At 47.7% G+C, this 25,621-nt stretch carries 18 protein-coding genes; 7 read left to right on the plus strand and 11 right to left on the minus strand.

Annotated elements, in window-relative coordinates:
* Positions 1 to 576 precede the first annotated feature (576 nt).
* A complete protein-coding gene (locus GWC95_RS13435; RefSeq protein WP_161819237.1) occupies positions 577 to 5,799 on the plus strand; it encodes a cadherin-like beta sandwich domain-containing protein in 5,223 nt (1,740 codons plus the stop codon).
* A 473-nt stretch (positions 5,800 to 6,272) separates the two neighbouring features.
* On the opposite strand, the gene GWC95_RS13440 is transcribed toward GWC95_RS13435, so the two are convergent.
* Positions 6,273 to 7,034: a hypothetical protein gene (locus GWC95_RS13440; RefSeq protein ID WP_161819238.1), complete on the minus strand. Its 762-nt coding sequence runs from the start codon at positions 7,032 to 7,034 to the stop codon at positions 6,273 to 6,275.
* 310 nt (positions 7,035 to 7,344) lie between these two features.
* Here GWC95_RS13440 and GWC95_RS13445 point away from each other — a divergent pair, with 310 nt between their 5' ends.
* A complete protein-coding gene (locus tag GWC95_RS13445) occupies positions 7,345 to 7,722 on the plus strand; it encodes a replication protein RepA (RefSeq protein WP_161819239.1) in 378 nt (125 codons plus the stop codon).
* Positions 7,723 to 8,184: 462 nt separating this feature from the next.
* Here GWC95_RS13445 and GWC95_RS13450 read toward each other — a convergent pair whose 3' ends face one another.
* From GWC95_RS13450 to GWC95_RS13470, 5 genes are all read right to left on the minus strand, one after another.
* Positions 8,185 to 8,583 carry a hypothetical protein gene (locus GWC95_RS13450; protein ID WP_161819240.1) on the minus strand — a complete coding sequence of 133 codons (399 nt, stop codon included), beginning with the start codon at positions 8,581 to 8,583 and terminating at the stop codon, positions 8,185 to 8,187.
* 518 nt (positions 8,584 to 9,101) lie between these two features.
* On the minus strand, positions 9,102 to 9,494 hold the full coding sequence (locus GWC95_RS13455; protein WP_237722155.1) for a hypothetical protein: 393 nt from the start codon (positions 9,492 to 9,494) through the stop codon (positions 9,102 to 9,104).
* Between the two features lie 158 nt (positions 9,495 to 9,652).
* Positions 9,653 to 12,067, minus strand: coding sequence for an ABC transporter permease (locus tag GWC95_RS13460; RefSeq protein ID WP_161819242.1), 2,415 nt, complete (start codon positions 12,065 to 12,067; stop codon positions 9,653 to 9,655).
* Positions 12,068 to 12,220: 153 nt separating this feature from the next.
* On the minus strand, positions 12,221 to 13,585 hold the full coding sequence (locus GWC95_RS13465) for a paraquat-inducible protein A (RefSeq protein WP_161819243.1): 1,365 nt from the start codon (positions 13,583 to 13,585) through the stop codon (positions 12,221 to 12,223).
* Positions 13,582 to 14,895, minus strand: coding sequence for a paraquat-inducible protein A (locus GWC95_RS13470; RefSeq protein WP_161819244.1), 1,314 nt, complete (start codon positions 14,893 to 14,895; stop codon positions 13,582 to 13,584). The genes GWC95_RS13465 and GWC95_RS13470 overlap by 4 nt, the downstream gene beginning before the upstream one ends.
* A 251-nt stretch (positions 14,896 to 15,146) precedes the next feature.
* On the opposite strand from GWC95_RS13470, the gene GWC95_RS13475 reads away from it, so the two are divergent.
* Positions 15,147 to 15,968: an alpha/beta hydrolase family protein gene (locus tag GWC95_RS13475; RefSeq protein WP_161819245.1), complete on the plus strand. Its 822-nt coding sequence runs from the start codon at positions 15,147 to 15,149 to the stop codon at positions 15,966 to 15,968.
* 18 nt (positions 15,969 to 15,986) lie between these two features.
* Here the strand turns inward: GWC95_RS13475 and GWC95_RS13480 are convergent, their stop codons facing one another.
* Positions 15,987 to 16,949 (minus strand): proline iminopeptidase-family hydrolase, encoded by a 963-nt coding sequence (locus GWC95_RS13480; protein ID WP_161819246.1) that lies wholly within the window; start codon positions 16,947 to 16,949, stop codon positions 15,987 to 15,989.
* A 28-nt stretch (positions 16,950 to 16,977) separates the two neighbouring features.
* Positions 16,978 to 18,255, minus strand: a complete 1,278-nt coding sequence (locus GWC95_RS13485; RefSeq protein WP_161819247.1) for a M24 family metallopeptidase — start codon at positions 18,253 to 18,255, stop codon at positions 16,978 to 16,980.
* 123 nt (positions 18,256 to 18,378) lie between these two features.
* Here GWC95_RS13485 and GWC95_RS13490 point away from each other — a divergent pair, with 123 nt between their 5' ends.
* Positions 18,379 to 18,816, plus strand: coding sequence for a VOC family protein (locus GWC95_RS13490; RefSeq protein ID WP_161819248.1), 438 nt, complete (start codon positions 18,379 to 18,381; stop codon positions 18,814 to 18,816).
* Positions 18,817 to 18,909: 93 nt separating this feature from the next.
* Here the strand turns inward: GWC95_RS13490 and GWC95_RS13495 are convergent, their stop codons facing one another.
* Both GWC95_RS13495 and GWC95_RS13500 read right to left on the minus strand, forming a co-directional pair.
* Positions 18,910 to 19,356 carry a hypothetical protein gene (locus GWC95_RS13495; RefSeq protein ID WP_161819249.1) on the minus strand — a complete coding sequence of 149 codons (447 nt, stop codon included), beginning with the start codon at positions 19,354 to 19,356 and terminating at the stop codon, positions 18,910 to 18,912.
* Between the two features lie 69 nt (positions 19,357 to 19,425).
* A complete protein-coding gene (locus GWC95_RS13500; RefSeq protein WP_161819250.1) occupies positions 19,426 to 20,034 on the minus strand; it encodes a YceI family protein in 609 nt (202 codons plus the stop codon).
* A 143-nt stretch (positions 20,035 to 20,177) separates the two neighbouring features.
* On the opposite strand from GWC95_RS13500, the gene GWC95_RS13505 reads away from it, so the two are divergent.
* The gene (locus GWC95_RS13505) at positions 20,178 to 21,035 is read left to right on the plus strand and encodes a winged helix-turn-helix domain-containing protein (RefSeq protein WP_237722156.1); all 858 of its coding nucleotides are present in this window, start codon (positions 20,178 to 20,180) and stop codon (positions 21,033 to 21,035) included.
* 26 nt (positions 21,036 to 21,061) lie between these two features.
* Here GWC95_RS13505 and GWC95_RS13510 read toward each other — a convergent pair whose 3' ends face one another.
* A complete protein-coding gene (locus tag GWC95_RS13510) occupies positions 21,062 to 23,407 on the minus strand; it encodes a hypothetical protein (RefSeq protein WP_161819252.1) in 2,346 nt (781 codons plus the stop codon).
* A gap of 195 nt (positions 23,408 to 23,602) precedes the next feature.
* On the opposite strand from GWC95_RS13510, the gene GWC95_RS13515 reads away from it, so the two are divergent.
* Together GWC95_RS13515 and GWC95_RS13520 are read left to right on the plus strand one after the other, a co-directional pair.
* Positions 23,603 to 24,202: a TetR/AcrR family transcriptional regulator gene (locus GWC95_RS13515; protein ID WP_161819253.1), complete on the plus strand. Its 600-nt coding sequence runs from the start codon at positions 23,603 to 23,605 to the stop codon at positions 24,200 to 24,202.
* Between the two features lie 181 nt (positions 24,203 to 24,383).
* The gene (locus GWC95_RS13520; RefSeq protein ID WP_161819254.1) at positions 24,384 to 25,526 is read left to right on the plus strand and encodes an efflux RND transporter periplasmic adaptor subunit; all 1,143 of its coding nucleotides are present in this window, start codon (positions 24,384 to 24,386) and stop codon (positions 25,524 to 25,526) included.
* Positions 25,527 to 25,621: the final 95 nt, after the last annotated feature.

Genomic DNA, 25,621 nt, shown 5'->3' on the forward strand with positions numbered 1-25,621 from the left:
TGGAGTACATGAATGTATATGGCACCCTATTCTGTTAACCGAAGCACACAATCAATGACTCTTTTTATTCCTCCACCTGGCAAAAATGGCAATCAGCAGCAGCGGTACAGTTATCAATAGCCCCAACCAGCTGTGATCATTGCTGACAAAACCAGATTTTAAAATGATCGCATTAAAAAGTACCAACAACAATATTACGATTTGAACTACGATCAATCCCTCCTCTTCACTACGGCACTTCGCTGAATACGACTCAGCCGGACCTGGCCCGCATTTTTTTCTTTCCGGTCATTGCCAATAAGATAGCTGTATATCATTTTCACCCACATCGGCTCAATCCCTTTGTGCACAAGACTTTCCTTAGCATCTATTTTTCATATGTCTACAAAATAAATATCAAATATCTACATATGTTCACAGGAACCAGTCGCCGAAATACAATCATGGAACTACGGAATTCGCAGCAGGAGAAACTCAATTTGCGGAAGAATCCGAACCAATGTCCGTCCGCAACCCTTACCAACCTCTTATGAGCAACCCATCATTTTTATGAGAAGGCATGTAACTTTTTTGTACATGCACAGAATTGTATTCCTGGTTCTTTTGTTCCTGGTCTCCATCAACGGAAGAACACAAACACATTATTACGTAGCGCCCACAGGGAACAATGCGAATAACGGTTTGTCTACCACATCACCCAAACTCACTATCCAGCACGCGGTGGCTGTTGCAACCGATGGAGATTACATTCACCTCGCCAATGGAACCTATACACTAACCACCACATTAACGTTTGATAAGGCACTTACGATCATCGGCGAAAGCGAAGCCGGCACGATCATCAATGCAACACGCACTTCGAACAGCGCCTGGGCGATCAACCCCAACAGGTCCAATACATCACTCAGCAATTTTACTTTACTACCTAATGCAAACACAGGCGGATACCCCATACACGTGAGTGCGAATTCGGGACGACCGCTGCCGGTCATCGCTAATATCAATTTGAGCCATATTACAATCAACGGCGCCAAAAAGAGCGCCTTTGATTGTAACGGTGTCAGTAACCTGTCGCTCACGTATATAACTGCAACAAATTCAAGCGAGGGTAATGGGATCCAACTGAGTGGTTGTACAAACGTGACTGCTTCTAATATCACAACCAGCGGGAATGCATGGGGAGGATTGGCGGTATATGTTTCCAAACCATATCCCTCCGGTGTGGGCCGGGGTTCAAACGGTATTGTTATCGATGGCACAAATTCCGTCTTTGCCGAGGAGCAGGGCATCTATAACCAGGATGAAGCCGGTTTCACGAATACGGATATCACTGTTACCGGTTACAATTATCTTGTTAAGAATAGTGCTTCCGATGCGTACACCTATTATTTCAAGGATAAAGCCAGTGCAACGACTTTTGCAACTGCGACGCTTTCTGCAGCAACTTCCTTTATCAAGCAGTTGTCGGGCGGGGATTACCTTGTATGCCCGGGGCTCAAAATACAGGCTGCTGTCGATGCCGCTGCCGCCAATGCTACAGTAAACATCGATCCGGGTACTTATCACGAAGATGTTACCATCGATAAAACCATGGTTCTGAAAGGCGCGGGTATGGATGTAACAACGTTGAGTGGCATTCCCGGGGGCGGCAGTGCAACCATACAGGTAGGCGCCGTCAATGTGGTCATCGATGGTCTTTCGATCACACGCGATGGTAATAACATAGCCAGCTGGAACAACGACCTCAACACTGCGGGTATTGCCATACAAACCGCGGGTAATCTTGAAGTAAAGAACTGTAAATTCACAGGAAACCGCACCGCGATCGACATTAACAACAGCGATGGAAACAACATTCACAACAATATCATCACAAGTAATCGTTCGGGATTGATATTTCGCAACAAAACGGATCGGACAACGGTAGTAGAAAATTTCATCACCAATAACTGGACCATTGGCGTACTTTTCCTTGATGCGAGTGGCGGCACCAATTCACCGGTACAATCTGCAGCCAACAGCAATTTTAACAGCAATGTGATCAGCGGAAACTGGTACGGACAGATCGTTGACCGGCAGACAGGCAGCTCATTACCAAGTGCAGGAAACAATCTTAAAAATTTTGGCTGTAATTGGTTTGGAAGTATTGCGCCGGTACTATCGACAAACAATACAACAGAACCAGCCTATGGAGACCAGGTGCCTGTGGCGTATGGGGGAACAGCAATGGCCCCACCGCTTCAACCCGATATAGCGGGGGCCGGTTCGGGCAATTTCATTTACCAGCCGTACCTGATCAACAACACTGATACTGATGAGGCGACAAATGGTTTTCAACCATCCCGCAATAGTTGCCGCGTACCGCCAAATGCAAATCTATCTTCGTTGGTGGTTGATCAGGGTACGATGTCGCCTTCGTATACACCCGCCACGGCCAGCTATTCCGTGCCGGTCGGAAACCTTTCGGCCACGATTACCGTTACGCCAACGGCAGAGGCTGCCGGAACAACCATTGCGGTTAACGGTACCATTGTTGCCAGCGGAACAGCCTCAACTCCTGTTTCATTGGCTGTTGGCAGCAATACAATCACAGTTGTGTCCATTGCAGACGATGGGGTTGTTTCGAAAACATATACCATCAGGGTGATACGTGCCGTGTCGTCCAACGCAAATCTTTCCTCGCTTGAACCGATCAATGGTGTTCTCAACCCGGCTTTCGCTGCGGGTACACCCAGCTACTCCGCTGTTGTTTCCAATGGTACGCTTACTGCAAGTGTGATTGCCACAGCAGCTGATCCCTCTTCTACCATTCTCGTAAACGGCATAACCGTTACAAGCGGAACGGCATCAGCAGCGCTTTTTCTTAACGTAGGACTGAACATTTTTACGATTGTGGTAAACGCAGCCGACAGGGTTACATCCCGGACTTACCAATATTCCGTTACCCGTTTACCAAGCAGTCATGCGACGCTTACATCGCTGGTGATCAACAGTGGCACATTGAGCCCTGCATTTTCAGCAACCACAGTAGGCTATACCGTGTCTGTTCCATTCGGAACAACAACAGTAACGGTAACGCCTGTGGTTTCTGAGGCAACAGCAACCGTTTCGGTGAATGGCATTACGCTTACCAGTGAAACCACATCGGGTATTGTTTCACTGAATACAGGGCCTAATACGGTAAATGTATTGGTTACTGCAGAAGACGGGGTAACAACCACGCTTTACAAAATCACGGTCAACCGCGCGGCAGGTAACAATGCCAATCTTTCTGCGCTAAGGCTGAGCACCGGCGTATTGAGTCCTTCGTTTAGTGAAGGAACGCTTAACTACACATCTGTTGTTCCCCACGGCACAGCAACCGTTACATTTACACCTACTGTTTCTGACATAACTTCTACTGTTACCATAAATGCCATCACGGTGACAAGCGGTTCGGCGTCAGTACCTATTATATTAGCGGGCGGACCAAATATCATCAATGTTACCGTAAGGGCAGTTGATGGAACCACAATGAAAACTTACCAGGCTATCGTTGTACGCGAACCCGGACCGTCAACGAACACTGATCTTCTGTCGATCACAATGAGCAATGGTACTTTGTCTCCTGTATTCACGAGTACAACGGCAAACTATACGCTGTCCATTCCCGAAACAGTGAATACACTCACGCTTACCGCTACTGCCGTGGAAGCATTGGCGGTGATCAAAGTGAATGGCATCACAGTCGCGGGCGGTACAGCTCTCCAGGATATTAATGTAACAGCGGATATAACCACATTCACTATCTCGGTAACGGCGGCGGATGGCGTGACAAAACGCGCGTACACGATCACCGCGATCAAACCAAGAAGCAGCTGGACGGGAACCATCAATGTATCATGGAACAACCCGGGCAACTGGACAAATGGTGTCCCCGATCGTACCAAATCAGCAGTAATTACCAATGCGAATACGCTGCCCGCCATTACCGGCAGCGAATCTGTCAATAACCTGACCATACAGGCAGGCGCGGGTATTTCAATAGCAGGCGGCCTGCAGGTAGTGGGTAATGCTGTTAACAATGGAATTATCTCGGGAACAGGCGCCATTACTTTCAGCGGTGCAACTGCACAAACACTGAGTGGCACCGGCACAATCAATAACCTTACCATAAATAATGCAAAGGGATTGTCAATCGCACCAGGTACGGGGAATACCCAAAGCCTGACGGGACTTCTTACCATTACAAATGGTTCATTAAATACAGGCGACAATCTTACGCTGGTATCCACAGCAGATCTAACCGCAGGTGTTGCCATTTTACCCGCCGGCACTTCGATCAACGGACGTGTTACTGCGCAACGGTGGCTTGCCGGGCAACGCGGTTTCAGAACATTGGGGCATCCTTTCAATGAGCCTTTGCCCTTGAACGAGTTGATGGATAATTTTGCAATCACAGGACCCGGGTCAGGCTTTACATCCGGCCTGGGATTCTCCTCAGCCTCGGCGCTCTACTACGATTCCGTTGCTACGACACCGCTTCTTTTCCAGAAACCATTGAGCATTGCGCCAAACACAGCGTCAACACCTTTATGGTCGGTAGCGCGTGGTATCATTGCGATGGTAAGGGGCAAAGGGAATGAAGGACTTAATGCGTATCCTTCCAACGATCAACCCACCGCCTTTGCCGCAGATGTTACGGGAACATTGAACCAGGGCAGTCTGACTGATTATGTTTTAGGAACCAATGCAGCCAATACTTCCTACAACCTGGTTGGAAATCCCTATGCCGCTCCGATCAATATCAGGTTGCTGAAAAGCAATGGCGGCGCATTGTTGTCAGCCAACAACGGCCCTACGGGTGTTTCCAATACGATCTATGTGTTCAATCCTTTCAAAAACGCAGGGATCAGTTCAACACCCAACCAGGAGGTAAGAGGCGGAATGGATGCGTATACAAACGATGGAAGCACTGACATCATCATCCCTTCCTTCGGGGCTTTCTTTGTACATGCGAAAGGGGCGGGCAATGTGATCAGGTTCGATGAGAGCATCAAGGCCGCAGACAAAACACCGGTTGCCGTAATGGGAGTTGGCTCAACGGCCGCCAAACTTACGCTTGAAATCGAAAACAAGCGAGGAACATGGGACCAAATAAAACTCCGTTGGGATCACAAAGCGGGTGCTGCAGGCACCGACGCCTATGATGGACCCAAGCTGAACAATGAGTTGTTGGACTTCTACAGTATTTCTTCAGATAAAACAAAGCTCTGTATCGATTCCAGAAGTGATTCGTTCAACAAGGAAGAGGTCATTCCGCTTGGTATTAAGACCCAGGTGCAGGATGCAACCTTCCGCATCAAAGTGGCGGCATATGCGATGCCTTCCAATGTTCGTGTATACCTGGTTGATAAACTACTGGGAACCGAAACACTGCTGGAAAAAATCAATGACAGTTATGCTTTTGCACTTACATCGGATGAAGCAAGCAAAGGCGACCACCGTTTTGAAGTGGCGGTCAGGACCGCGAAAATCGCTGCTCCGAACATGGAAGCAGCAGCAGCCAAAGGCATCCGCATTGCGCGGAACCCGTTTAGAGATGAACTGATCATATTGTTAGAACGCGATGTAGTTTCCTCAACAGGCACAACCAGGTTAAGGTTGATGAATTTAGAGGGTCGCGTTGTAAAAACAGCTGTTGCCGCGCCAGGCACCTCCTTGATTAAACTAAAAACAGGGAGTCTTGCCACGGGTGCCTATTTTGTTGAAGTGTTCAATGATGCAGGAAGGGCAGTCAGGCAGGTAATAAAAAACTAACTTAAAGATCGCGTGAACCGCATTTTGCCCTGCAGGAACCTCGTTCCCATCAAGCACGCTTGTTTCGCTTCCAAATGTATTTTTTTTATTCTTCAGAGACTGTCCTTAAAAACAAAGAATGTTTGAACGTGCCCGCAGACATTCAGATATTTAAAAACAAAGAATGTTTGAACGTGCCCGCAGACATTCAGATATTTTGTCTCCGCAATGTCTCCCGGCGGGGACATTGCGGCCGGGGTGCTACACATCTGCTTTACGAAATCAGCCATTGCGAAATTGTTCCTGGATGCCGCACATAAAGTGAAACAGATCGTCGTTGCAAAAAAATCAGGTGCAACACGCTGACCGCAATGTCCCCGCCGGGAGACATTGCGGAGAACAAAAGTTAGAACTCTTACCAATAAGTTAATTCAAGGAACGGTACAACCTGCCAAGGGGCAAATTGTAACGTTCCTTTATTATAGCCCCCCTCTTTATTGTACAGAGATGGATGTGATAACGCCCGTAGCAATATCGTACGCGAACAATAACGTCGCATCCACTGGACCTGATGAATTCTGAAGGTTAACATATACCTGATTGCCGGTCCTGGCTGTCCAGGAGTTGGGGAACGTCGCGTTCACTGCGGAAATATTATCGCCAACCACCAGAGAACTACCATTGGAAAAATAAAGCGTAAAATCTGATGAGGATATAACCAACGCCTGTAATTTGTCGTTAAGGAACCAGGCTTCAGCCCCCTTGTAAACGTAGTGGCTCATATTGGCCTCATCTTCATCAGAATAATCCGCATTTACGCCTGCCGGGGGCGCGCCGAACCTTGAGAGGAAACCTGACTCACCTAATAACGCGGTATTAAAAGCTGTGAAGCCAGTGCCGGTTGGCGATATATTGAATTCTGAAAAACTTAATGTGTCGTTGGAAGAATTCAATTGGCTCTTTGCCCAGAACGAGACAACCGTAATAACGGCAACCAGCAATATGCCTGATAATATTTTCTTTTTCATGATCATACTATTTGAAAGTTTTATGTTTTTATTCTCCACAGAGTATGCGTTTTTCTCCCCCACTCTATCCTTAAAAATAAAGAATATTTGAACGTATCCGCAGACGTCTCCCAACGGCAACTCTGCGGTCGGAGTACCACACGTATCAATCTTTTTTGTCTCCGCAATGTCTCCCAGCGGCGACATTGCGGTCGGGGTGCTACACATCTGCTTTACGAAATCAGCCATTGCGAAATTGTTCCTGGATGCCGCACATAAAGTGAAACAGATCGTCGTTGCAAAAAAATCAGGTGCAACACGCTGACCGCAATGTCCCCGCTGGGAGACATTGCGGAGAACAAAAATATTATAGACCGGTTCGCGTATCGCTTCGGGGATCGATAACAATCAAAGTTGTAAAAGCCGACTAGTCAGCATGCAACCTCATGTTCCCACACTGGGAAAATAATTTTATGGGGCGTTTGTTGCTCACTCTCACAAGGTTAAGCCAAAGGCCGTTCTGCGCATTATAAATGAGCTAACTTTAAAAAAACAGATTATGATCAATAAGTACAAAAAACAATTCGGTGTTTGGATGGATTCACATGTAGCTATTATTGCCGGAAGAGACCAGTCAGAACAGCAGCGCTTTTACATACTTGGCCAGGTCCACAATGCTGGAGCTGCCAACAATTCCAATGAAAATACAGCGAACAACCACGAGGTTACGCTGACACAAAAGTTTTTCAAGGAAATTGCCGCCAAAATGGTGAACATCGATGAGATCCATGTAACCGGTACCGGTCAAATCCAGGAACAGTTTATCAGATTCCTGGGAGAAACACCTCAATACAGGAATGTGATCGCAAAAGAAAGTACAACCAATAGAATCAGTGATGAACTCCTTATAGAATTTTTCGAGGCCTATTTTAAATAACGCGAGAAATCGATCCCCGATAACTGCCCTACTCTTTCGTTTACCTGAATTGCACACTGGTTCAAGCTTAAACGCAATGTGCAAGACCCCGACCGCGGAGTCTTCTTCCAGAGACATCCGCGGAGAACAATCCGAGTTTATTGCAATTGGACCATTTTAGGAGCAAAAAAATAGTGGAGTACAGGTATGTATATGGCACCCTATATTCTGGTGACCAAAGCACAATCAATGACTCTTTTTACTCCTCCACCTGGCAAAAACCGCAATCAACAGCAACGGCACAGTTATCAATAGCCCCGACCAGCTGTGATCATTGCTGACAAAACCTGATTTTAAAATGATCGCATTAAAAAGTACCAACAACACTATTATCATCCCTCCTACCGAAGGATCAGTCTTATGTTCAGTCATAATTAACATGTTTAGTGGTGAAAAAACAATCCGCGATAAACCGTTCAACAACTATCCAATCCTCACCGGCAGCGTGCTGGACAGGATCAATTTCCACTTATTGGCTTTTGTCTCAAGCCTCTCTATATCGCCGGCATTGCTGAAACTGGATTCATAAAAAGGAATGGCAATCGTTTGGTTTTGATTCTTGAAACGAAGGTTCAAACAAATACTCTTAAGAAATTCATGCAGTTTTTTATGCTTTAATTCACCGGCATTGATTTCATGATACTGCCTTATGATGCTGCAATTATCCAGCTGTTCAAGATCAATGATCATGCACGATTGCCTGTAGCCTGATTTTCGGAAGAACAAAAGTTTTCTCTTTCTCGCATCGTTGGCAATCACAGATCCAGACAATACATCTTTATTTGAAAAGAATAAGTTCCGGTCCTTACCAAACCGGGTCATGTTCCAGATACCATTTATTTTTTTATTGAAATATTTAAAAAGGGGAACTATGGTTATTGTCATGATAAATACTTTTAATTGTTTGGTGACAGATATGCAAATACATGCCAACCGAATTTGACTATGGACATGCACTTTCGAAATGCACTTATTTGGACCGTCGCATCTGCTGCGCAGCAATATTTAGAAAAGTAGTTTCCCGGGAACGGAACCGTCAGGCCGGGATCAGCCTTTTAAAGGCTTTGAAGCTTGAAAAATAATACAAGGCCGAGGTGAATGGAAGAAACTCCGTGAAAGAACAAGTAAAAGAATCGCGTGTATCAAGTACAAGAAAATACCTGGTGTGAATAGAAGAAGTAATATGTGAATTGATTTTTGTCATCCCATACGAACTTAAGTAATCTATCCCTTATAAATAGTTAAAATAGGTTTAATTGATTAAAGATTGGAGCCGTTATTAGTTCTCCCCGGGACGTCTCTCAAAAAACAACAGTCCTGGTTGCCCGCCTTAAATGTCACTATTTTTTCAAGGCTTCATTCTTAGTTTTCCAGGCATCATTGAATGAACTTTCGAAAAAATACAGCCCGCCCGTAACAATCGCCAGCGCCAATGTAAACACGAGCGTTTTCCAGGAAACGGGCGGCTCTGCGATACATAGAACGGCTGCCAGCGCACCGGCGATGAAACCAATGAGCAACATGGTTCTAACGGTGCCATAGGGCAGTACCGTTTCACTGTCCCACACAAAAAGGTTGACAACAAAAAACAAAACGGCTACAACCGCAATCCAGGAGAATATTTTTCTGATAGGTTCCAGGGCCTGCATGTTTTCTTTATTTAACACGAATGGTTCAGCAAAATTACTGTGGATGTATCGAACGATAGGGCGATCGCTTTGATTTGTCCACATTTAATTACTGAAGTTAAATGTTTAATTCTTTGCGGGTGTCTATCAGAACATACAATATGGTGTTGCGCGTACCCGCCTTCTAGAGACGTTCGCTGAGAACACATTTGTTTTTTCACTGACACCCTACGAGAGACGAAAGAAACGACGAGACTTCCGCCCTATTCCGACCGCAAACTTTTCACCGGGTTCATCATCGCCGCCTTGATCGCCTGCCAGCTGATCGTTAAGAGTGTCAGCAGAATCGAACCCGCGGCGGCACATACAAATACCCAACCGGAAATATGGATCCGGTAGGAATATTTTTCCAGCCACTGGTCAAGATAATAGTACGCAATCGGGGAAGCGATACAGCAGGAAATCACGATCAGCAGGACAAAATCCGTCGAAAGCATTTTCCAGATATTGGCAACCGTGGCCCCCAATACTTTGCGGATGCCGATCTCTTTTGTTCTTTGTTCCGCTACAAAACTGGCGAGGCCGAAAAGACCGAGGCACGAAATGAAAATGGCGAGTATGGCAAACAGGGTTGCCAGTTTTCCAAGGCGTTGTTCCGCCGCGAACTTCTTTCCATAGTCCTGGTCGGTAAAGGAATAACTGAAGGGAGCCGAAGGCAGTAGCTGTTTTTGTATCGCTTCGATCTTTGCAAGCGCTGCGTGAACAGGCTGGTCGGGCCGCAGTCTTACCTGGAACGTAAAAAGATTGCTGCCTTTCGGATCGAACCAGTAAAAACCCGGGCTCACATTTTCGTATGGGCTTTGTACGATCACATCCTTGACCACACCGATGATTTGCCTGGACATCTTTAAAAAGTCATGTGTGATGTACTCTCCCACCGGGTTTTCCAGCTTCATGTATTTGGCCGCCGCTTCGTTGATGATCACGCCATCGGCATCCATACTGAAATCTTTTGAGAAGTCCCTGCCCTGTACTATTTTCCATTGAATGGTCTTACCATAATCTTCATCGATATACGTGGTCGTGAAATTAGCCTCTGCCCGCGGATCCTTGCCTCTCCAGCTAAAGCCGCCCCAGTTGCCCCAGATGGCCGTAACAGGGCTATTGGAAAGCGCAACGGCCGATACCACACCACTGTTGAGCAAAGCCTGCTTCATCACCATTTTTTGTTTTTCGAACAACGGGTCCTTCACACTGATGCGCAGCAGGTTCTCCTGCGTATAACCTGTTGGGCGATCTTGTGTATAACGGATCTGTTGGTAAACAATCGTGGTGCCAATAATCATGATGACCGAGACGGTAAACTGCACTACAACCAATATTTTCCGTGGCAGGGAAGCATATCTGCCTGCTTTCGCGATGCCTTTTAAAACTTTTACCGGCTGAAAAGACGAAAGGTAAATGGCCGGATAAAGGCCCGCCAGCAAAGCGGTAAGGGCCAGGAAGACAAAGCTGTCTATCCAGAAATAAAGATTGGTGAAAGGCAACCGGATGCTTTTAGAAGTCAGTTCATTGAACGCGGGCAGTACCAGCCAGATCAATAAAACACTGATGAGAAAAGATAAAAACACTACCATGAACGATTCGCTTAAGAATTGGCCGATCAATTGCGCCCGCATGGAGCCGATCGCTTTCCGGATGCCAACTTCTTTTGCCCTCTTTTCGCTTCTTGCGGTGCTCAGGTTAACAAAGTTGATGCAGGCAAGCAATAAAATAAAAGCGCCGATGATACCGAACAGCCATACATAACCCGCCCTGCCCGCTTTGGCATATCCATCCTTGAAATCCGAATACAGGTACCACTGGTCCATTGGATGGAGCCACAGGGTTTGCTGGTATTTTTTTGCATTGTCCCTTGTTTCGGGCGGCGCGTCTGAAAAGTAGAAATTCCTGATGGCCGCTTCCGCCTGTTCCATACTCACATTGTCTGCGGTTTGCACCCAGATATTGGAGGAGGTATTGCCCCAGTCGATGGATTGCGAAGCGATGTTGTTGTCAAACTTTTTCAGGTGCTCCAGGTTACCAATAAACCACGCAGTACCCAATATTGAATTGGACGGCACATCCTGGTACACTCCCGACACCTTCACCTCGAAGTGATTGTTCAACTTGATGGTTTGGTTAACAGGATCGCTGTTCCCGAAAAGCGTTGTAGCAGTGGAAGATGAAATGATGATCCCGGTAGGATCATCCATGCTGTTCGCCCCGCCTCTTAGCATCTTCAAGGAGAACATCTCGATCACTTCCCCGGTAGCAAAACGTCCACGCGCTGTGAAGTTCCTGTCGTTCAATGTCAGGTTATACTCCATTTCGCTCCGGGTGAGCACCACATGCCTGAATATATGGCCGTATTTTAATTTTATTACACCAGCCATCGGATATTGCACCCACTCCCAGGTTTTTACGCTACGGTCCAGTGGCTCTGTATAGCGCCGGTAAATGGAAGCGATGTGTTCATGATTTTTGAAGGATTTATTGTAACCAACTTCATCCCAGACCCACAAAGAGATCAGCATCACCGCCAGCATGCCGATGGCAAGCCCGCTGATATTAATGAAACTGAACAGCTTATTCTTTCCAAGGTTCCTCCAGGCGATTTTGAGGTAGTTTTTGAACATAGCGGCTTTGGTTTATGCACTGGTAACGTAGATTACCGCCATTAGTTACAAAATTGGGAGGGAAAACGGGAAAAATTGAAGCTAACGGTCCGCTGGCCAGCATTGTGGTTACGGAAAGCAGGTTTATGAAGGCACGGCGCTGTCGTTTACACGCTATGCGGAAATGCAGTCCGGGTCAACCTCGCCGGTTCTTGCGTTGGGTTTCAGATCGCCCTCACAAATCTTTTTGAACATGGCCGATAAAAAATAGCTGAACACAACAAAACCCACAAACAAAATATAGCCCGGCTGTATGCTCGTATTATTCAGCGTTGCGCTGGAGAGGCTGCCGTCGGTGAAGTTGAGCGTTGAGAGTGTGCTGTCTACAATCCCGTTGAAGCCGATGAAGGTCATGAGTATGGCCACCACCATCACATTCGACATATCCCATTTGTCTGATTGAAAGGCGAAATAATAAATGGTTTTGCTTCTCGCCCATTCCTTCCTCGAGCGCGACAAGGCGATACAAACCAGTTTTACCAGTGGAAAAACAACAGAGAACAAAAGCACCATCGCTCCCACAATAAACGAATCAGCACGGCCCGAATTGATCAGCAGCCAACAAACATCGATGATACTCTGGCTCTGGAAGAAAAGGTCCTGGTTGGCAAATGTAACCGCCTTGCTTACGAGATGGAGTTCCAGTTTCTGCAGCATCGCATCTATTTCAATCAGCGTGGTGGTAACGCCTGTGAGCAGCAGCACCAATGCGGCCACTACCGCCAGCACGGTTAATACGCTTTGAAGATTGGTTTTCTTTCTCCCGATAAATAGGCAGATCAGTACGGCGATGGCGCAGCCGAGCATTGCATAGGTGTACTTCCAGTTGTTCTCTCTTACCACTTCCATTTTCTGAAGGATGTTACGCTCGAATGCAGTGCGCTCCCCGGCGCCATAGCGGCGGTAGATAGAATCCATCAGGTATTTTGTTCCCATGGCGGAGCTGTCGTAGATCTTACGCCCCAGCTCTGCCACGAGCGTATCTGCAATGTTGGCGATCCTGCGGTAGCTCGATGGCTTGGTCAATTCCGCCATCAACTTATTGGTAAAACCGGGCACTTCCGCATGAACCTCTTTGGGATCCACAATGGTTTTCACTGCCAGTTTTTTCAGTTTTCCGCCGAGCGATTTCTGTTTTTTGTTTACATCGGCAAAAGCATCGTCAACCATTCCATGAAGGGCTGCATTGATCTGTTTCCGGAGATCATCTTCCTGTTCCGGTGTAAGCCTGAACGAGCTGATCTTTTCACTTGCCGCATCTATTACCTGGTCGCGCCAGATATCCACCGACAAAAGGCCGAAAGAAACATTGTTTACAAACGAATAAGTGGATTTCAAACGCAGGCGCTCATCGGATAATTTATGAACCTGGTATCCCAGCCACGCTTCCGCCAGCAACAACAGTGCAACCGCTGCTACCAGCGTAGCTCTCAGTAAACGTGAAGCATGCGTTGCGGTATGGTTCATCGGGCGGCTCATTTGATGGTGAAATTTTTGGTGATCTTTTTAAGGATCGCAGACAATACAAATCCATAGATCACAAATGCGATAAAGATGATGTAACCCGGTTGCACCGATGTATTGCTCGTGGTAATGGTGGTAACATTCGGTACGTTGCGCAAACCCGAAAGCGTTTTGTGAACGATGCCGTTGAAACCGATGTAGGTCATCAATATTGCAACCACCATCACATCCGCCATGCTCCATTTACCCGATTCGAATGCGAAATAGCGGATCCATTTTTTCTTGCCCCATTTGTCTTCACTAGCCAAAACCACAGCAGTGGCCGCGAGTTTGGTAAAAGGAAACAGTACGCTGAACACCAATATCAAAACACCCACCGCCTGCGAGTCGAACTTGCCGGTTTCCAGTAAAAGCATTACCACATCGATGATGCTTTTGCTCTGGAAGAAAAGCCCCTGGTCCTTGAATACAATTTCCTTCCCTAAAAAATGAAGGTTCATGGTTGCGATACGTGCATCAATTTCTATCATGGTGGTGGATAACCCTACCACCAGCAGGATCATCGCCGATACAACAGACAAAATATACAGTGAGAAGTGAAGGTCTCTTTTTTTACGTAGTACCAGCCACAGCAACAATACCGCAACAATACAACCCAACATACCGAAGGCATAGTTGTAGGTGTCTTTGTGGATCTGTTTCAACCGCGACTGGTGCACCTGCTCATACGAAGCCCTGTCTGTGGCGCCGTATTTGTGAAAGATGGAATCCATCAGGTGCTTTGTTGCAGCAACGGAGCTGTCGTAGGATTCGCGGCCCATCTGCGACAAAGCCGTATCTGCCAGCGTAGCGATCTTTTTGAAAGTGGCGGGCTTTGTAATCTCCGCCATCAATTTATCCGTGTAACCGGGAACCTGCTTTTCAATTTTTTCTTTGTTTACAAATGTCTTTACCACCAGTTTTCTCAGCTTGCCGCCGATCGATTTTTGCGGCCGGTTGATCACCTCGAACGCATGCGCCACGAGCGTGCGCAGCAACTGGTTGATCTCTTTACGCAATTCCACCTGCTGTTCAGGCGTAAGCCTGTACTGCCCGATCTCCTGGCGTGCCGCCGAAACGATCTGCTCGCGCCATACATCAACCGACAACAGGCCATAAGACACGTTGATTACCTCGGCATAGCTCGAATTGTATTCTTTTTGCGCAGCGGAAAGATCGCGTACTTTGAGACCACACAATACTTCTATAAAAAGTAAAATACCAACGCCCGCAATCAGCAGCAGCTTGTACAAAAGCGGTTTACGGGTAGGTCGTTCCTTGGCCATCGGTCGTGTGGTGTTGTAAATCGTTATTTTAGTGTGGAATTGAATGTTCTGACGGTAACAGCTAAATAATCGTACCAGTAGGCCTGGCCGCGTTAGCTACCACCTTAAAAAAACCTGAAAAATGGCCAAGAGGTTGGGCCCAACGCAGTAACTTCATCCGGTGAATGGTGGTTCTGCACACGACAAGCAACACCGGGCCTGGCACTTGCCGCAGTGTGGCGATGGTCAATTTATCAAAAAGAAAAAAGCTTATGAAAAAACTCTTCACCGTGGTATTGATCGCCTCGTTCTTATCCGGATCTGCGCAAGATCTCGGATGGAGCAAGGATTCACCGGCATCGATGATTGAACTGCAGCTCCCGTCGGAGGGAAGTTTGCTGCAGGGATTTATGTACAAGGCCAATGGCAGCAAGCCACACCCAACGTTGCTGGTGCTGCACGGGTATCCCGGCAACGAACGCAACCTGGATCTCGCCCAGGATGTGCGTGCACGGGGCTGGAACGTGATCTATTTCAATTACCGCGGCAGTTGGGCAAGCCAGGGCGAATTTTCTTTTCGCCACTGCGTGGAAGATGTAAAAAATGTAGTGGCTTACTGCAGGCAGAACGCTGCAAAATTACAGGTAGACCCCAACAACATCGCTTTGTTCGGACACAGCATGGGTGGGTTTGTTTGCCTGAAAGCATTGAGCGAAATACCCGGTATCAAGAAAGGTTTCGCACTTTCTGCATGGGATATCTATAAAAACATTTCCACCAATTCGCCCTCAGAGATGGCTGCGCAGGAAAAAGAGGCAGATGGTTATTTTGTGCTCAACAAAAAATCCGGAAAGGCGCTGTTCGCGGCCGTGTTGAAGGAAGCAGATTTTCACAACCTCAAAAAAATCGCGAACCCGCTGGCCGGCAAACAAGTGATCATGCTGGATGAACACAACGAAAACAAGGAGCTCGCGGCCCTTTTCAAATCAACCAACAAAAATTATTTCAGGTACGAGGTGTGGAACACCGATCATAGTTTCACAAACAAACGCAAATCGTTGAGTGCTTTGGTGATTGATTTTCTACAGCGCTAAGCTCTGCGCCACATGCGTTTATCTTTCCTGTCGATCGAGCCGTTGCAGAAACAGGTGCACGTTTTTGTAGTCTTCTCCAGGCTGGTCGCCCATTGTACCGTGCCCCGCATTGGGTATCACAACAAACGTTGAACCGGGCAAAAGGCTGTGGTAATATTTTACCGTTGCGGGCCGCGCCGCATCAAACTCACCACAGGTAAAAAGAACAGGGGCCTTTACCCGTGGAAGATCGTTGATCCTGTTATAAGCCGATAATGTTCCGGTGCATTCAAAATCATATTTGCCCCACATGTGTTCGTACATATTATCTCCAGAATTTTTGATGGACGAATCCACTTCCTTCGGAACCGGTTGTTTCCTGTTGTAATACGTACTGTAATAAGTATCGATCGCCTTTGCAAACTTTACAGGATCTGTTTTCTCTTTGCGTATGTATTGCCGCAACAACAGCCTTGTTGAATCGGGCAGCAGGCCGGCAAGCGTATCGGCATCCTTTACCCAACGCAGCGTACTCATACAGGGGCTCGCGAACACCACGCCTTTGATCGATTGCGGGTGCTTGAGGTAATGATCCATCGCCAGCATGGTACCATAAGAGTGGCCATAGAGGTAATATTCTTTCACCTGTAAATACGAAAGCAGCGAATCTACCTGCGCCAGGTGGCTTTCTATCGACATAAATGCAGTGTCTGTTGTCCTTTCCGAACGCCCGCAACCGATCTGGTCAAATACAATCACTTTTCTTTCCGTTGCCAGTCTTGCGGCCAATGGTGAAAGATAATACGAAGGAAACCCCGGCCCGCCATGAAGCATCAGCAGCGGTGTGGCATCGCCCGAGCCATATATTTTGTACCATAGCTTTTTTCCGCTTACTGTAATAAAACCTTCTGCCGGTTTGCCCGTAGGCTCATGCCTGCAGGCAATGCATAAACAGCACAGGCACAAAAAGGTCAATGTTCTTTTCAGGTCAGGTGGTCGCATGTGTTTTGGTTAAACTTTCCAAAAGTTACTATCCAAACGGCCGGTCGATCGACAATGCCGGTTTCGAAAACCATTTGGGGCCGTCGGCAGTCATGTAAGCGCAGTCTTCCAGTCTTACACCAAACTCTCCCGGTATGGAAATATTCGGTTCTACGCTGAAGCACATACCGGGTTCAAGCAGCAGCTTGTTCCCTTTTACCATGTTTCCCCACTCGTGTCCATCCATGCCTATCCCATGGCCCGTTCTGTGCGGGAGGCCGGGCAACTGGTAGCCTGGGCCGAAACCTGCATCGGTGATCACTTTGCGGGCCGCGGCATCAACAAGTTCGCAGGGCATCCCATTTTTTGCGGCGGCAAACCCGGCGGCCTGGGCCTTTTGTTCGAGGGCCCATACATCGAGTTGCCGTTTGGTGGGTGCGGCGCCAAAGACTATGGTGCGCGTAATATCGGAATTGTAATTTTCTACGGTACAACCGCAGTCCATCAAAACAATATCTCCTTTTTTCAAGGTCTTTGGTTTGATGCTGCCATGTGGCATTGCAGACGATTCTCCAAAAAGGATCAGTGCAAAATCAGACACACCGCCGAGTTTGTTTTGTGCGTCGGTAACGATCGAAGCAACATCCTGTTGCGACATTCCCTCCCGTAAACTGCTGATACCTGCTTGTATTGCGGCAACCGTTATATCGCTTGCCTTTTGCATCAACGCGATCTCGGCCGGAGATTTGATCAGCCGGCAGGGAATGGTTATGGCATCACCACTGACAAACGAAAGATGCGGCGCCTGTTTGCGGATGCCATCGTATATGAAAAAACGGACTCTCTCCTCCATTGCAACCGTTCCGGACCCGATCCCCGCTTTTTGCAAAGCGGAAACGATGAGTGCATACGGGCTCTCATCTTCCTGCCACGCATACACTTCTTTCCCGATGGTGAACTTCTCGCGCAAACGCGACTCTTCAAAACCAGGGCAGATGTAAAACACTTCCCCTTTGGCAGGGATCACCGCTACCATGGGTCTTTCACTTTGACCCCAGCTGATGCCCGTAAAATACAAAAGAGAAGTGCCCGCATCGAGCACGAGTGCCTGCATTTTTTGTTCGGCCAGCAGGCGCTGTGCTTTTGCAACACGCTCCTGCCTTTCTTTGGCAGAAATCGGCACCACATCTTTGGTCATTGACTGAAGAGCTCCTGTAGCTGCGACGGGTTGATCTGCACTGCCTGTGCAGGATTGCAATCCCGCAACAACCATTGTTCCCGCGGTAAGCGCAGACAATTGCAGGAAATCGCGTCTTTTCAAACTCATACTTTTTTTCTTATAGTGTAACAGAAAGATAATGAATTGTCGCATTCAGCCAGTATTAATGTCGCATTTGGGTAGTACCGCCATGGAAATAATAGCTGAGCTTTACATCCTAAAATCAAAACCATGGCACAAATCAATCCCTATGTAATGTTCAACGGTAATACCGAAGAAGCGTTCAATTTTTACAAATCCGTTTTTGGTGGCGAGTTTGCGATGATCGTCCGCTTCAAGGATATGCCGGCCGACCCCAACCCCAAATGGACCGAAAGCGAAGCAAACAACATCATGCACATTGCGTTGCCCATCGGGAAAAACAGCCTGTTGATGGCCAACGATGTTCCATCAGGCATGGGGCGCGTGAATGAAAATGAGAACAGGAGCAAAATTTCGGTGAGTGCAGAAAGCAAAGAAGAGGCAGACAAAATATTCAACGGCCTCTCTGCCGGCGGACAGGTTGAATTTCCCATCGGCGACAGCCCATGGGGTTCTTATTTCGGCATGTTCAGGGACAAATACGGCATCGAATGGATGGTGGATTTCGATCCAAGACAGAAAGGATAGATTGCGCATTTTACCGCTTGAGATGAATAGCAGAAAGGAAAGGTGATCAGCCTTTCCTTTCTGTTTGCAGTTGTTTATAGAAACGATCTACTGTTATTCCTGGAACCGATCACTGATCTGTTTCAGGAATTTCTCATACAACCCCTCCTCTATTTTTAACCCATCGTATTTTTTAGAACGCAATTGCGTAACGGCGTTTGCGCGTTCCCATTCCAGTCTTTCAGAAAGTTGAGGATCGGTTTTGGGATCGGCAGCCATTTGGAACAAAGCCCTGCTGCAAAACCCGCGCACGGCCACCAGGTAAGTGAACGCATGTACAACGTTGTGATTAGGTGACGAGGACCGGTAAATCGCTCCGGACGCTTTCTCTTTAGCTATTTCAGCCAACTGCTCAGGAGACTCCCCTGTATCCTTAGGGAAAGTAATGGAGCCTCCTGCTCCGGATCTGGCTTTGGCTTGCGATGAACCTGTTTGGTTCTGTTCACACGAAACCAGCAAAACAGCAATAAGAAGAGATAGACAGACAGGTATGTATTTCATAGATGTATTTTTTGCGACCAGGATCGAAGTCAGCAAATGAACAGAAAACTTATCGGGACGGGTCGCCTGCTACTTATTCATCGTAATATCAAGCGCTACATGAATATCGGGCACAAGCTGCTTGATCCCTGATAAAAAATCAGTCGCATTCTCACCGGGTTTTGTATGGATGGCCCACAACTGCCGCGCTATATCAACATTGGCGGTAATGTGGCTGCTGTTGTTTTTTGTGTCGATGGCGGCCGTAAAGGTGATCGGGTTGGTGATGCCTTTAATGGTAAGATCGCCGGCAACCGTATAGTTCACCGACGAACCGATGCGGGTGATCTTTTTTACCACCATGGTTGCTTCGGGATATTTTTCCGATTCAAAAAAATCCTTTCCGCGCAGGTTCGCATCAGTCTTTTGCCTGCCTGTTGCGTCGGGGTTCTCGGTGCTGCGGATGCTGTTCATGTCCATACGGAAGGTGCCGCTTACAGGCTCACCCGCAGCCGAGAACAGCAGGTTGCCCGAATGAAAAAGGAAATAACCGGAATGGCCACCCATTATTTTCCCGGTATTCCACAAAACTTTGCTTTTCTCAACATCCAGTTGCCAGCCTGGCTGCGATTGCTGGGTACAGGCAACGGCCTGGATCATCATCATTAATACAAGAACGGTAGCGGTTTTATATTTCATAGCGTATAAATTTGAGGGCGTAAACTACTTCCGCAACCTGGTTCGGTGGGTATCAATATTGTAAATTAAAATGTAAACACTGTAAATTCTGCGCAATGGCTGGTAAAGACCGTTCCATCTCCCGTGATACAAAGCGGCGATACATGATGCCTCTTCTTTTTGTGCTGACCGGCTCAGTCGTGTGCGCAACGCTCGGCTTCACGGGCAACGATAATTTTGATCTTGCCAGGCAGCAGGTATGGTTACGTAACATTGGCCATCAGCTGCTGCTCCATTCGGGCGACAGCACATCAAGGGTACTGCCTGTTCAGGAAATCGCCCCGCACGAATACCAGGTCAGGTTTGAAAATGAATTTACTTTCGAGACAGATTCGCTGGTGAAGATCGTCAGCCAGTCGCTGCAAAAAGATCATGCTGCACAGGATTACATCGTTAATGTGCTCAGCTGTTCGGGCAAAGAAGTTTTATTTGGATACGCCATCTCGGGAGAAGAAAAGAACAGCATCGTTCCCTGCCGGGGCCGTAAACAACCGCGTGGCTGTTATGTGATCAACATCAGGTTCAAGGATACAGGCATCGCCTCCCTCTCCAACGGCTACCTGGTAGGAGGATTATCGGTGTTTGCTTTTATCGGCCTGCTGGCCGTGCGGCCTTTCAGAACAAAGCGTTCGGGAGCAGGTGCTGCGGTTACGCAGGCAGAAGGTTTGCAGATCGGGAATACTTTATTTGAACCCGGCAAAAGACAGATCACTACTGCTGGAACGACAACCGAACTTACGCCCAAAGAAAACAAACTGCTTACGATCTTCGCCCATTCGCCCGGGGAGCTGGTGGAACGACAAAGGATCCAAAAAGAAATATGGGAAGATGAAGGCGTGATCGTTGGGCGCAGCCTCGATGTGTTCATATCAAAGCTCAGGAAAAAGCTGGAACGCGATGCATCGATACAGGTTGTAAATGTGCATGGAAAAGGATACAGGTTGCAGATCGACGGGCAGTGATGCAGAAGGCATTGGGAAAGGCCTGCTTAAAAACCACGGCCCTTATAAACCCTTCCCAACCGTTCCCTGATCACGTAATATTCATACATCATCAACCTGTCTGCACGGCGTTTCATTCTTTCAAGATTGTAATCCGATATCACCCAGCTCATGGGATAATTGTCCACTTTGTCTGTTGAGTCGAACAAATTGAACTTTATGTAAGCGCTGTCGCCTGCGCCCTGGTCGTACCTATGCAGGAAGCCACGCAATATTCCGTCTCCGATCTTTGTACTTGAATTCTGCATACCGGCGAGGGTGAGTATGGGTGTGGCCAGGTCGTTAACCAGTGGATGTACCTCTTTGGGCGATTCTGCTTTTTTGATGAACCCGTTTGATATCTGGATCACGGTAAAATGAAGTTTCTTCCGGAAGAAATCGAGCCGCGGGTCAGGGTCTTTTACAAGGATCTCCGTAATGTTCTGCAGGTATTCCAGCACGATGCCCGCACCTGAGTTGTCAAAATAACCTCCATCAACAAAATAATAGGGTTTGAGTTTTCCTGCAGGCGACATATACGGAAACCGCGAACTCAATACACCGGCTGTTACCAGCTGCATGGTTTGGGGTTTCCAGCCACGAGCCGTGTCTATGCGGTCCATCAGCTCCAGCATGTTGATGCGCTGTGTGCTGTCGGGAAGCTGCACCGAGCTGATCTCGCCCGGCATACCGTTGTCTACCCGTGTACTGTTGATGAAAAGCGCGGGCATCTTTCCTGAATAATCAAACGCGTCTTCAAGTTTCTGCGCCAGCAGCGAACCTGTAAGCGTATCCCGGTCTGAGTACAACATCGTTTCTTCAAGCGCCCTGGCCCTGTCTCTTCCGGAGAGATTGCAAAAGAACAGGTGACTGAAAAAATCAGGGCCAAGCAGGTGGCCGATGGTATTGGATAAAAAATCCGTTGAGAAAAAAGCCTTTGTATGTGCGTATAGTTGGCCGGCCGGCAGCCGGCCCTCCCGTTCTTCTTTCAACAAACTGTAAAATGCGATGTTACCGATCGTTCCGCCCGAGGCGCCCGCCATGCAAAGCAGGTGATCGGCAAAAGTATTGGTGCTGTCGGGCGTCCACGACTGGTCCTGCATTTTGGCGAGAATGGAAGAGGTCCAGTTACCGCTGAGGGAACCGCCGCCATTGGACAAAATGATAAAGGCTTCAAAATTATGATCGCCGCAACTGTCCAGCAGGCTTCGCCGTTGTTCGGCCCACCGGATAAGGTGTTCTTTGATACTGGGCTGGTTTGCAAAAACCTGTTTGTTACCCGTATCAAAGCTTTTCACGTTGTATGGTTTTTGCACGAGCCCGAATACGATCGCAAGTATCCATGCGAAGATGTGCAGGTTGAGCCCGGCCCTGATCGACAGGAAACTCACCAGGTTCAGGAAGAACACGAGTACGCCCAGGCCGAGCAGCAGGATCGCGAGTGGCCCGAAATAGTTGGAGAGCGAAACGGACCGGACCGCAACAATGAATACCAGCACTGCAAACACAGCCACATAAGCAAACTGCAATTGAGATTTTCTCTCAGCCGCGCGGTATTTGGAACGGATATACAGGCCGTGGGCAAACATTTTCTGTCCGGCGCCGATCTCAAGGCCATTTCCTGTTACAATGTTTTTCTGCCTGTTAAAATCGTTGATCCTTCTTCGCCGCAGGATAAAGAACACAACGGCTGCGAGTTCGCTCACAAACAACAGCAACGCAAACCACGGCAACCGGAACACGTGCCGCTGCCACTCGTCGTGGTGCCAGTGCGTGAGAAGATAATACAGGAACATCCCGATGTTTACCGCAACGAGCACAAGGAGAGAAATGATCTTCAGGGGCCGTTTTACTTTCGTCTTGTTTTCAATGATGTTGATGAGCAGGTAATAAATGAACCCGTGCATCACGTAAAAAAGTAAAGTACCGATCCCGTGCAGGTGGTAGTAATTTGTGTCGGGCGTATCTTCTCCCGGGATCACAGAATTCTGAAAAGTAGGCAACGCATAAATCGCCGCCTGCACGATCACAAAACAGTGAAAGGCGATGAGGCGTGGAATGTGTTTGTGAAACTCAGGAGGAATGAGCCTGTTCCGGTTCCTTTTCTCATAGGTGAGAAGCCTGGCCGTATACCAGTTCAAAAACGCCCAGAGCAGGATGCAAAAAAAACTGAAACCGAATGGCGCACCATATTCGCCTACTTGGATGATGATGTCCTGGCCCTGCTGGATCGCAAGCGTTACCAGGATGATCAGCAACGCGACGATGCCGGTGATGTTCAGGTACAAAGACAACATTGTAACGCGTACGTAGAAGAAAAGCGAGCGTTTTTCTTCCCGGGCAGATTTACTCATGCGGCAATATGTTTGATGGAGAAAACCCGGGGGGACGGAACCAAAATACAAACCGGGTTGTGAAAATGCAAGTATCCCCGGGAATTATTTGACGGGTTATGATCCGCCGGAATAACTTTTTTTCAAAAAATTTGGCGGTTTGAACGGAACACCGTTAACTTTGCTTAACAGTGTTAGATTTTTAAACAAAAGATTGTGGCCAGTAAGGATAGGATACAGAAAGTTAAGGAAGACACCAGGCACAACATCCTGCGTGTAAGCCTTGATATTGTGAAGGAGGAGGGCTGGGCGGCGCTCAGCATGCGAAAGATCGCGGACAAGATCGATTATACGGCGCCGGTGATCTATGAATATTTCAGCAACAAGGATGCTATCCTGAAAGAACTTACGCGGATCGGTTATAAAAAACTGGCCGCAAGAATGGAAGAAGCCTGCCAGCTGAGCACCACACCCGAGGGACAGCTCGAAGCCATGTGGCTGGCCTACTGGCATTTCGCTTTTGCATACAAGGAGCTTTACCAGGTAATGTACGGCGTGGAAATGAACTGCTGTGTACGCGAGAACGATTGCCCGGATTATACGGCGCCCATGAATATGCTTTGGGACAAGATCGAAGAGATCACCCCGCCCGAAAGGCGCAACGAAGAATACATCGACCGCAAATATTATACATTCTGGAGCGTAGTGCACGGATTGATCTCCATCAACCTCACCAACCAGATCTCCCGGGAAGAATTGAACCGGGAAGTGTTGAAAGATGCGATCTCAGGTATCATTAACTCTATTAAAAACTAAAAAACAAACAGCAGGCACAACAAAACGAGCACTTCAAAAGCAGGCGTACATAGTACCCTTTTTTAAAACCCGGTAATTAACGGTGTTAGATTTTCTACCATCATTTTTACTATTTCGCAAACAGTTTAAAAACTGTTTTTTTAACCAACTACTTAACAACGTTAGAAAAATTAATCACGTTATGAAAAAGTTATCAATTTATGTTTTTTATGCGGCGCTTTTATACCTCGCTGCATGCGCCGGCAAAGCCAATAACATGCAGGCTCCTCCCCCGCCCGCGCTTCCTGTGGTGAAACTGGAAACGGGCAACACCACCACCTGGCAATCTTATCCCGCCACCATAGAAGGCACCACCAACATCGAGATACGCCCGCAGGTGAGCGGTTATCTTGAACAATCATTTGTTCAGGATGGCGCATGGGTGAACAAAGGGCAGCCGCTGTTTCGCATCAATGCAAAAGAATACAAACAGTTCAGCAAAACTGCAGACGCGAACATCCAGCTTGCCAAGGCCAATATTGAAAAAGCGCAGGTTGAAGTAGACAGGCTCACCCCGCTGGTTGCAGGCAAAGTGATTTCGGAAGTGCAGTTGAAAACAGCAAAAGCAGTGCTCAACGAAGCGCAGGCAAACTACTCACAGGCGCTCAGCAACAAGGGAAGCGCCGACATTACATTAGACTATACATTGATCACTGCACCGGTGAGCGGCTATGTAGGACACATCAATTTCAAACAGGGAAGCCTGATCGGTAAAGGCGAAGCTTTGCCGCTGACCACCCTGAGTGCGGTAGACAATGTTCACGCCTACTTCAGCATGAGCGAAGCAGATTTCTTACAGTTCTTTTCGCATGTTGCGGGAAAAACGATAGAAGAAAAGATCAAAGGTCTTCCACCGGTGGAACTGGCGCTTGCAGACAACAGCATCTACCAAAACAAGGGCACCGTGGAACTGGTGCAGGGACAGTTCAACAAAACATCCGGCAGCATTGCATTCCGTGCGGTGTTCCCGAACAGGGAGAAATTGTTGCGCTCCGGTATCAGCGGCAGGATCCGCATCCCTTTTCTCCAGGAAAACAAATTACTGGTGCCTCAGCAAAGCACATTCGAATTGCAGGATAAGGTCTTTGTATTTGCACTCGGCGACAGCAACAAGGTAACCGGCAAACAAATCATCATCGCAGGCAAAAGCGGCAACAATTACGTGGTGGAAAAAGGCGTTCAGGCAGGCGATCGTATTGTCTTCAGCGGCATACAACGCCTGCGCGACGGATCGGTGATCGTGCCGCAGCCCATCTCTGCAGACAGTGCACTGGCATTGCGTTAACCGGTTCTTCAAAAACATCAATTCATCATACTGGCAGGAAAAAGCAGCCTGCAGTGAACAGTTAAAAAGCTGAAGGGAGATCATTACCCCTCATC

It is taken from the genome of Sediminibacterium roseum (assembly GCF_009939005.1).
GTDB classification, from domain to species: domain Bacteria; phylum Bacteroidota; class Bacteroidia; order Chitinophagales; family Chitinophagaceae; genus Sediminibacterium; species Sediminibacterium roseum.

Excerpts from the sequence above, each read along its gene's own strand:
- GWC95_RS13475 (WP_161819245.1), top strand. The coding sequence starts at position 15,147 with ATGAAAAAACTCTTCACCGTGGTATTGATCGCCTCGTTCTTATCCGGA.
- GWC95_RS13465 (WP_161819243.1), bottom strand. The coding sequence starts at position 13,585 with ATGAGCCGCCCGATGAACCATACCGCAACGCATGCTTCACGTTTACTG.
- GWC95_RS13505 (WP_237722156.1), top strand. The coding sequence starts at position 20,178 with ATGATGCCTCTTCTTTTTGTGCTGACCGGCTCAGTCGTGTGCGCAACG.
- GWC95_RS13480 (WP_161819246.1), bottom strand. The coding sequence starts at position 16,949 with ATGCGACCACCTGACCTGAAAAGAACATTGACCTTTTTGTGCCTGTGC.
- GWC95_RS13440 (WP_161819238.1), bottom strand. The coding sequence starts at position 7,034 with ATGGCTGATTTCGTAAAGCAGATGTGTAGCACCCCGACCGCAATGTCG.
- GWC95_RS13510 (WP_161819252.1), bottom strand. The coding sequence starts at position 23,407 with ATGAGTAAATCTGCCCGGGAAGAAAAACGCTCGCTTTTCTTCTACGTA.
- GWC95_RS13485 (WP_161819247.1), bottom strand. The coding sequence starts at position 18,255 with ATGAGTTTGAAAAGACGCGATTTCCTGCAATTGTCTGCGCTTACCGCG.
- GWC95_RS13435 (WP_161819237.1), top strand. The coding sequence starts at position 577 with ATGCACAGAATTGTATTCCTGGTTCTTTTGTTCCTGGTCTCCATCAAC.
- GWC95_RS13450 (WP_161819240.1), bottom strand. The coding sequence starts at position 8,583 with ATGACCCGGTTTGGTAAGGACCGGAACTTATTCTTTTCAAATAAAGAT.
- GWC95_RS13455 (WP_237722155.1), bottom strand. The coding sequence starts at position 9,494 with ATGTGGACAAATCAAAGCGATCGCCCTATCGTTCGATACATCCACAGT.
- GWC95_RS13470 (WP_161819244.1), bottom strand. The coding sequence starts at position 14,895 with ATGGCCAAGGAACGACCTACCCGTAAACCGCTTTTGTACAAGCTGCTG.
- GWC95_RS13520 (WP_161819254.1), top strand. The coding sequence starts at position 24,384 with ATGAAAAAGTTATCAATTTATGTTTTTTATGCGGCGCTTTTATACCTC.
- GWC95_RS13490 (WP_161819248.1), top strand. The coding sequence starts at position 18,379 with ATGGCACAAATCAATCCCTATGTAATGTTCAACGGTAATACCGAAGAA.
- GWC95_RS13445 (WP_161819239.1), top strand. The coding sequence starts at position 7,345 with ATGATCAATAAGTACAAAAAACAATTCGGTGTTTGGATGGATTCACAT.
- GWC95_RS13460 (WP_161819242.1), bottom strand. The coding sequence starts at position 12,067 with ATGTTCAAAAACTACCTCAAAATCGCCTGGAGGAACCTTGGAAAGAAT.
- GWC95_RS13495 (WP_161819249.1), bottom strand. The coding sequence starts at position 19,356 with ATGAAATACATACCTGTCTGTCTATCTCTTCTTATTGCTGTTTTGCTG.
- GWC95_RS13500 (WP_161819250.1), bottom strand. The coding sequence starts at position 20,034 with ATGAAATATAAAACCGCTACCGTTCTTGTATTAATGATGATGATCCAG.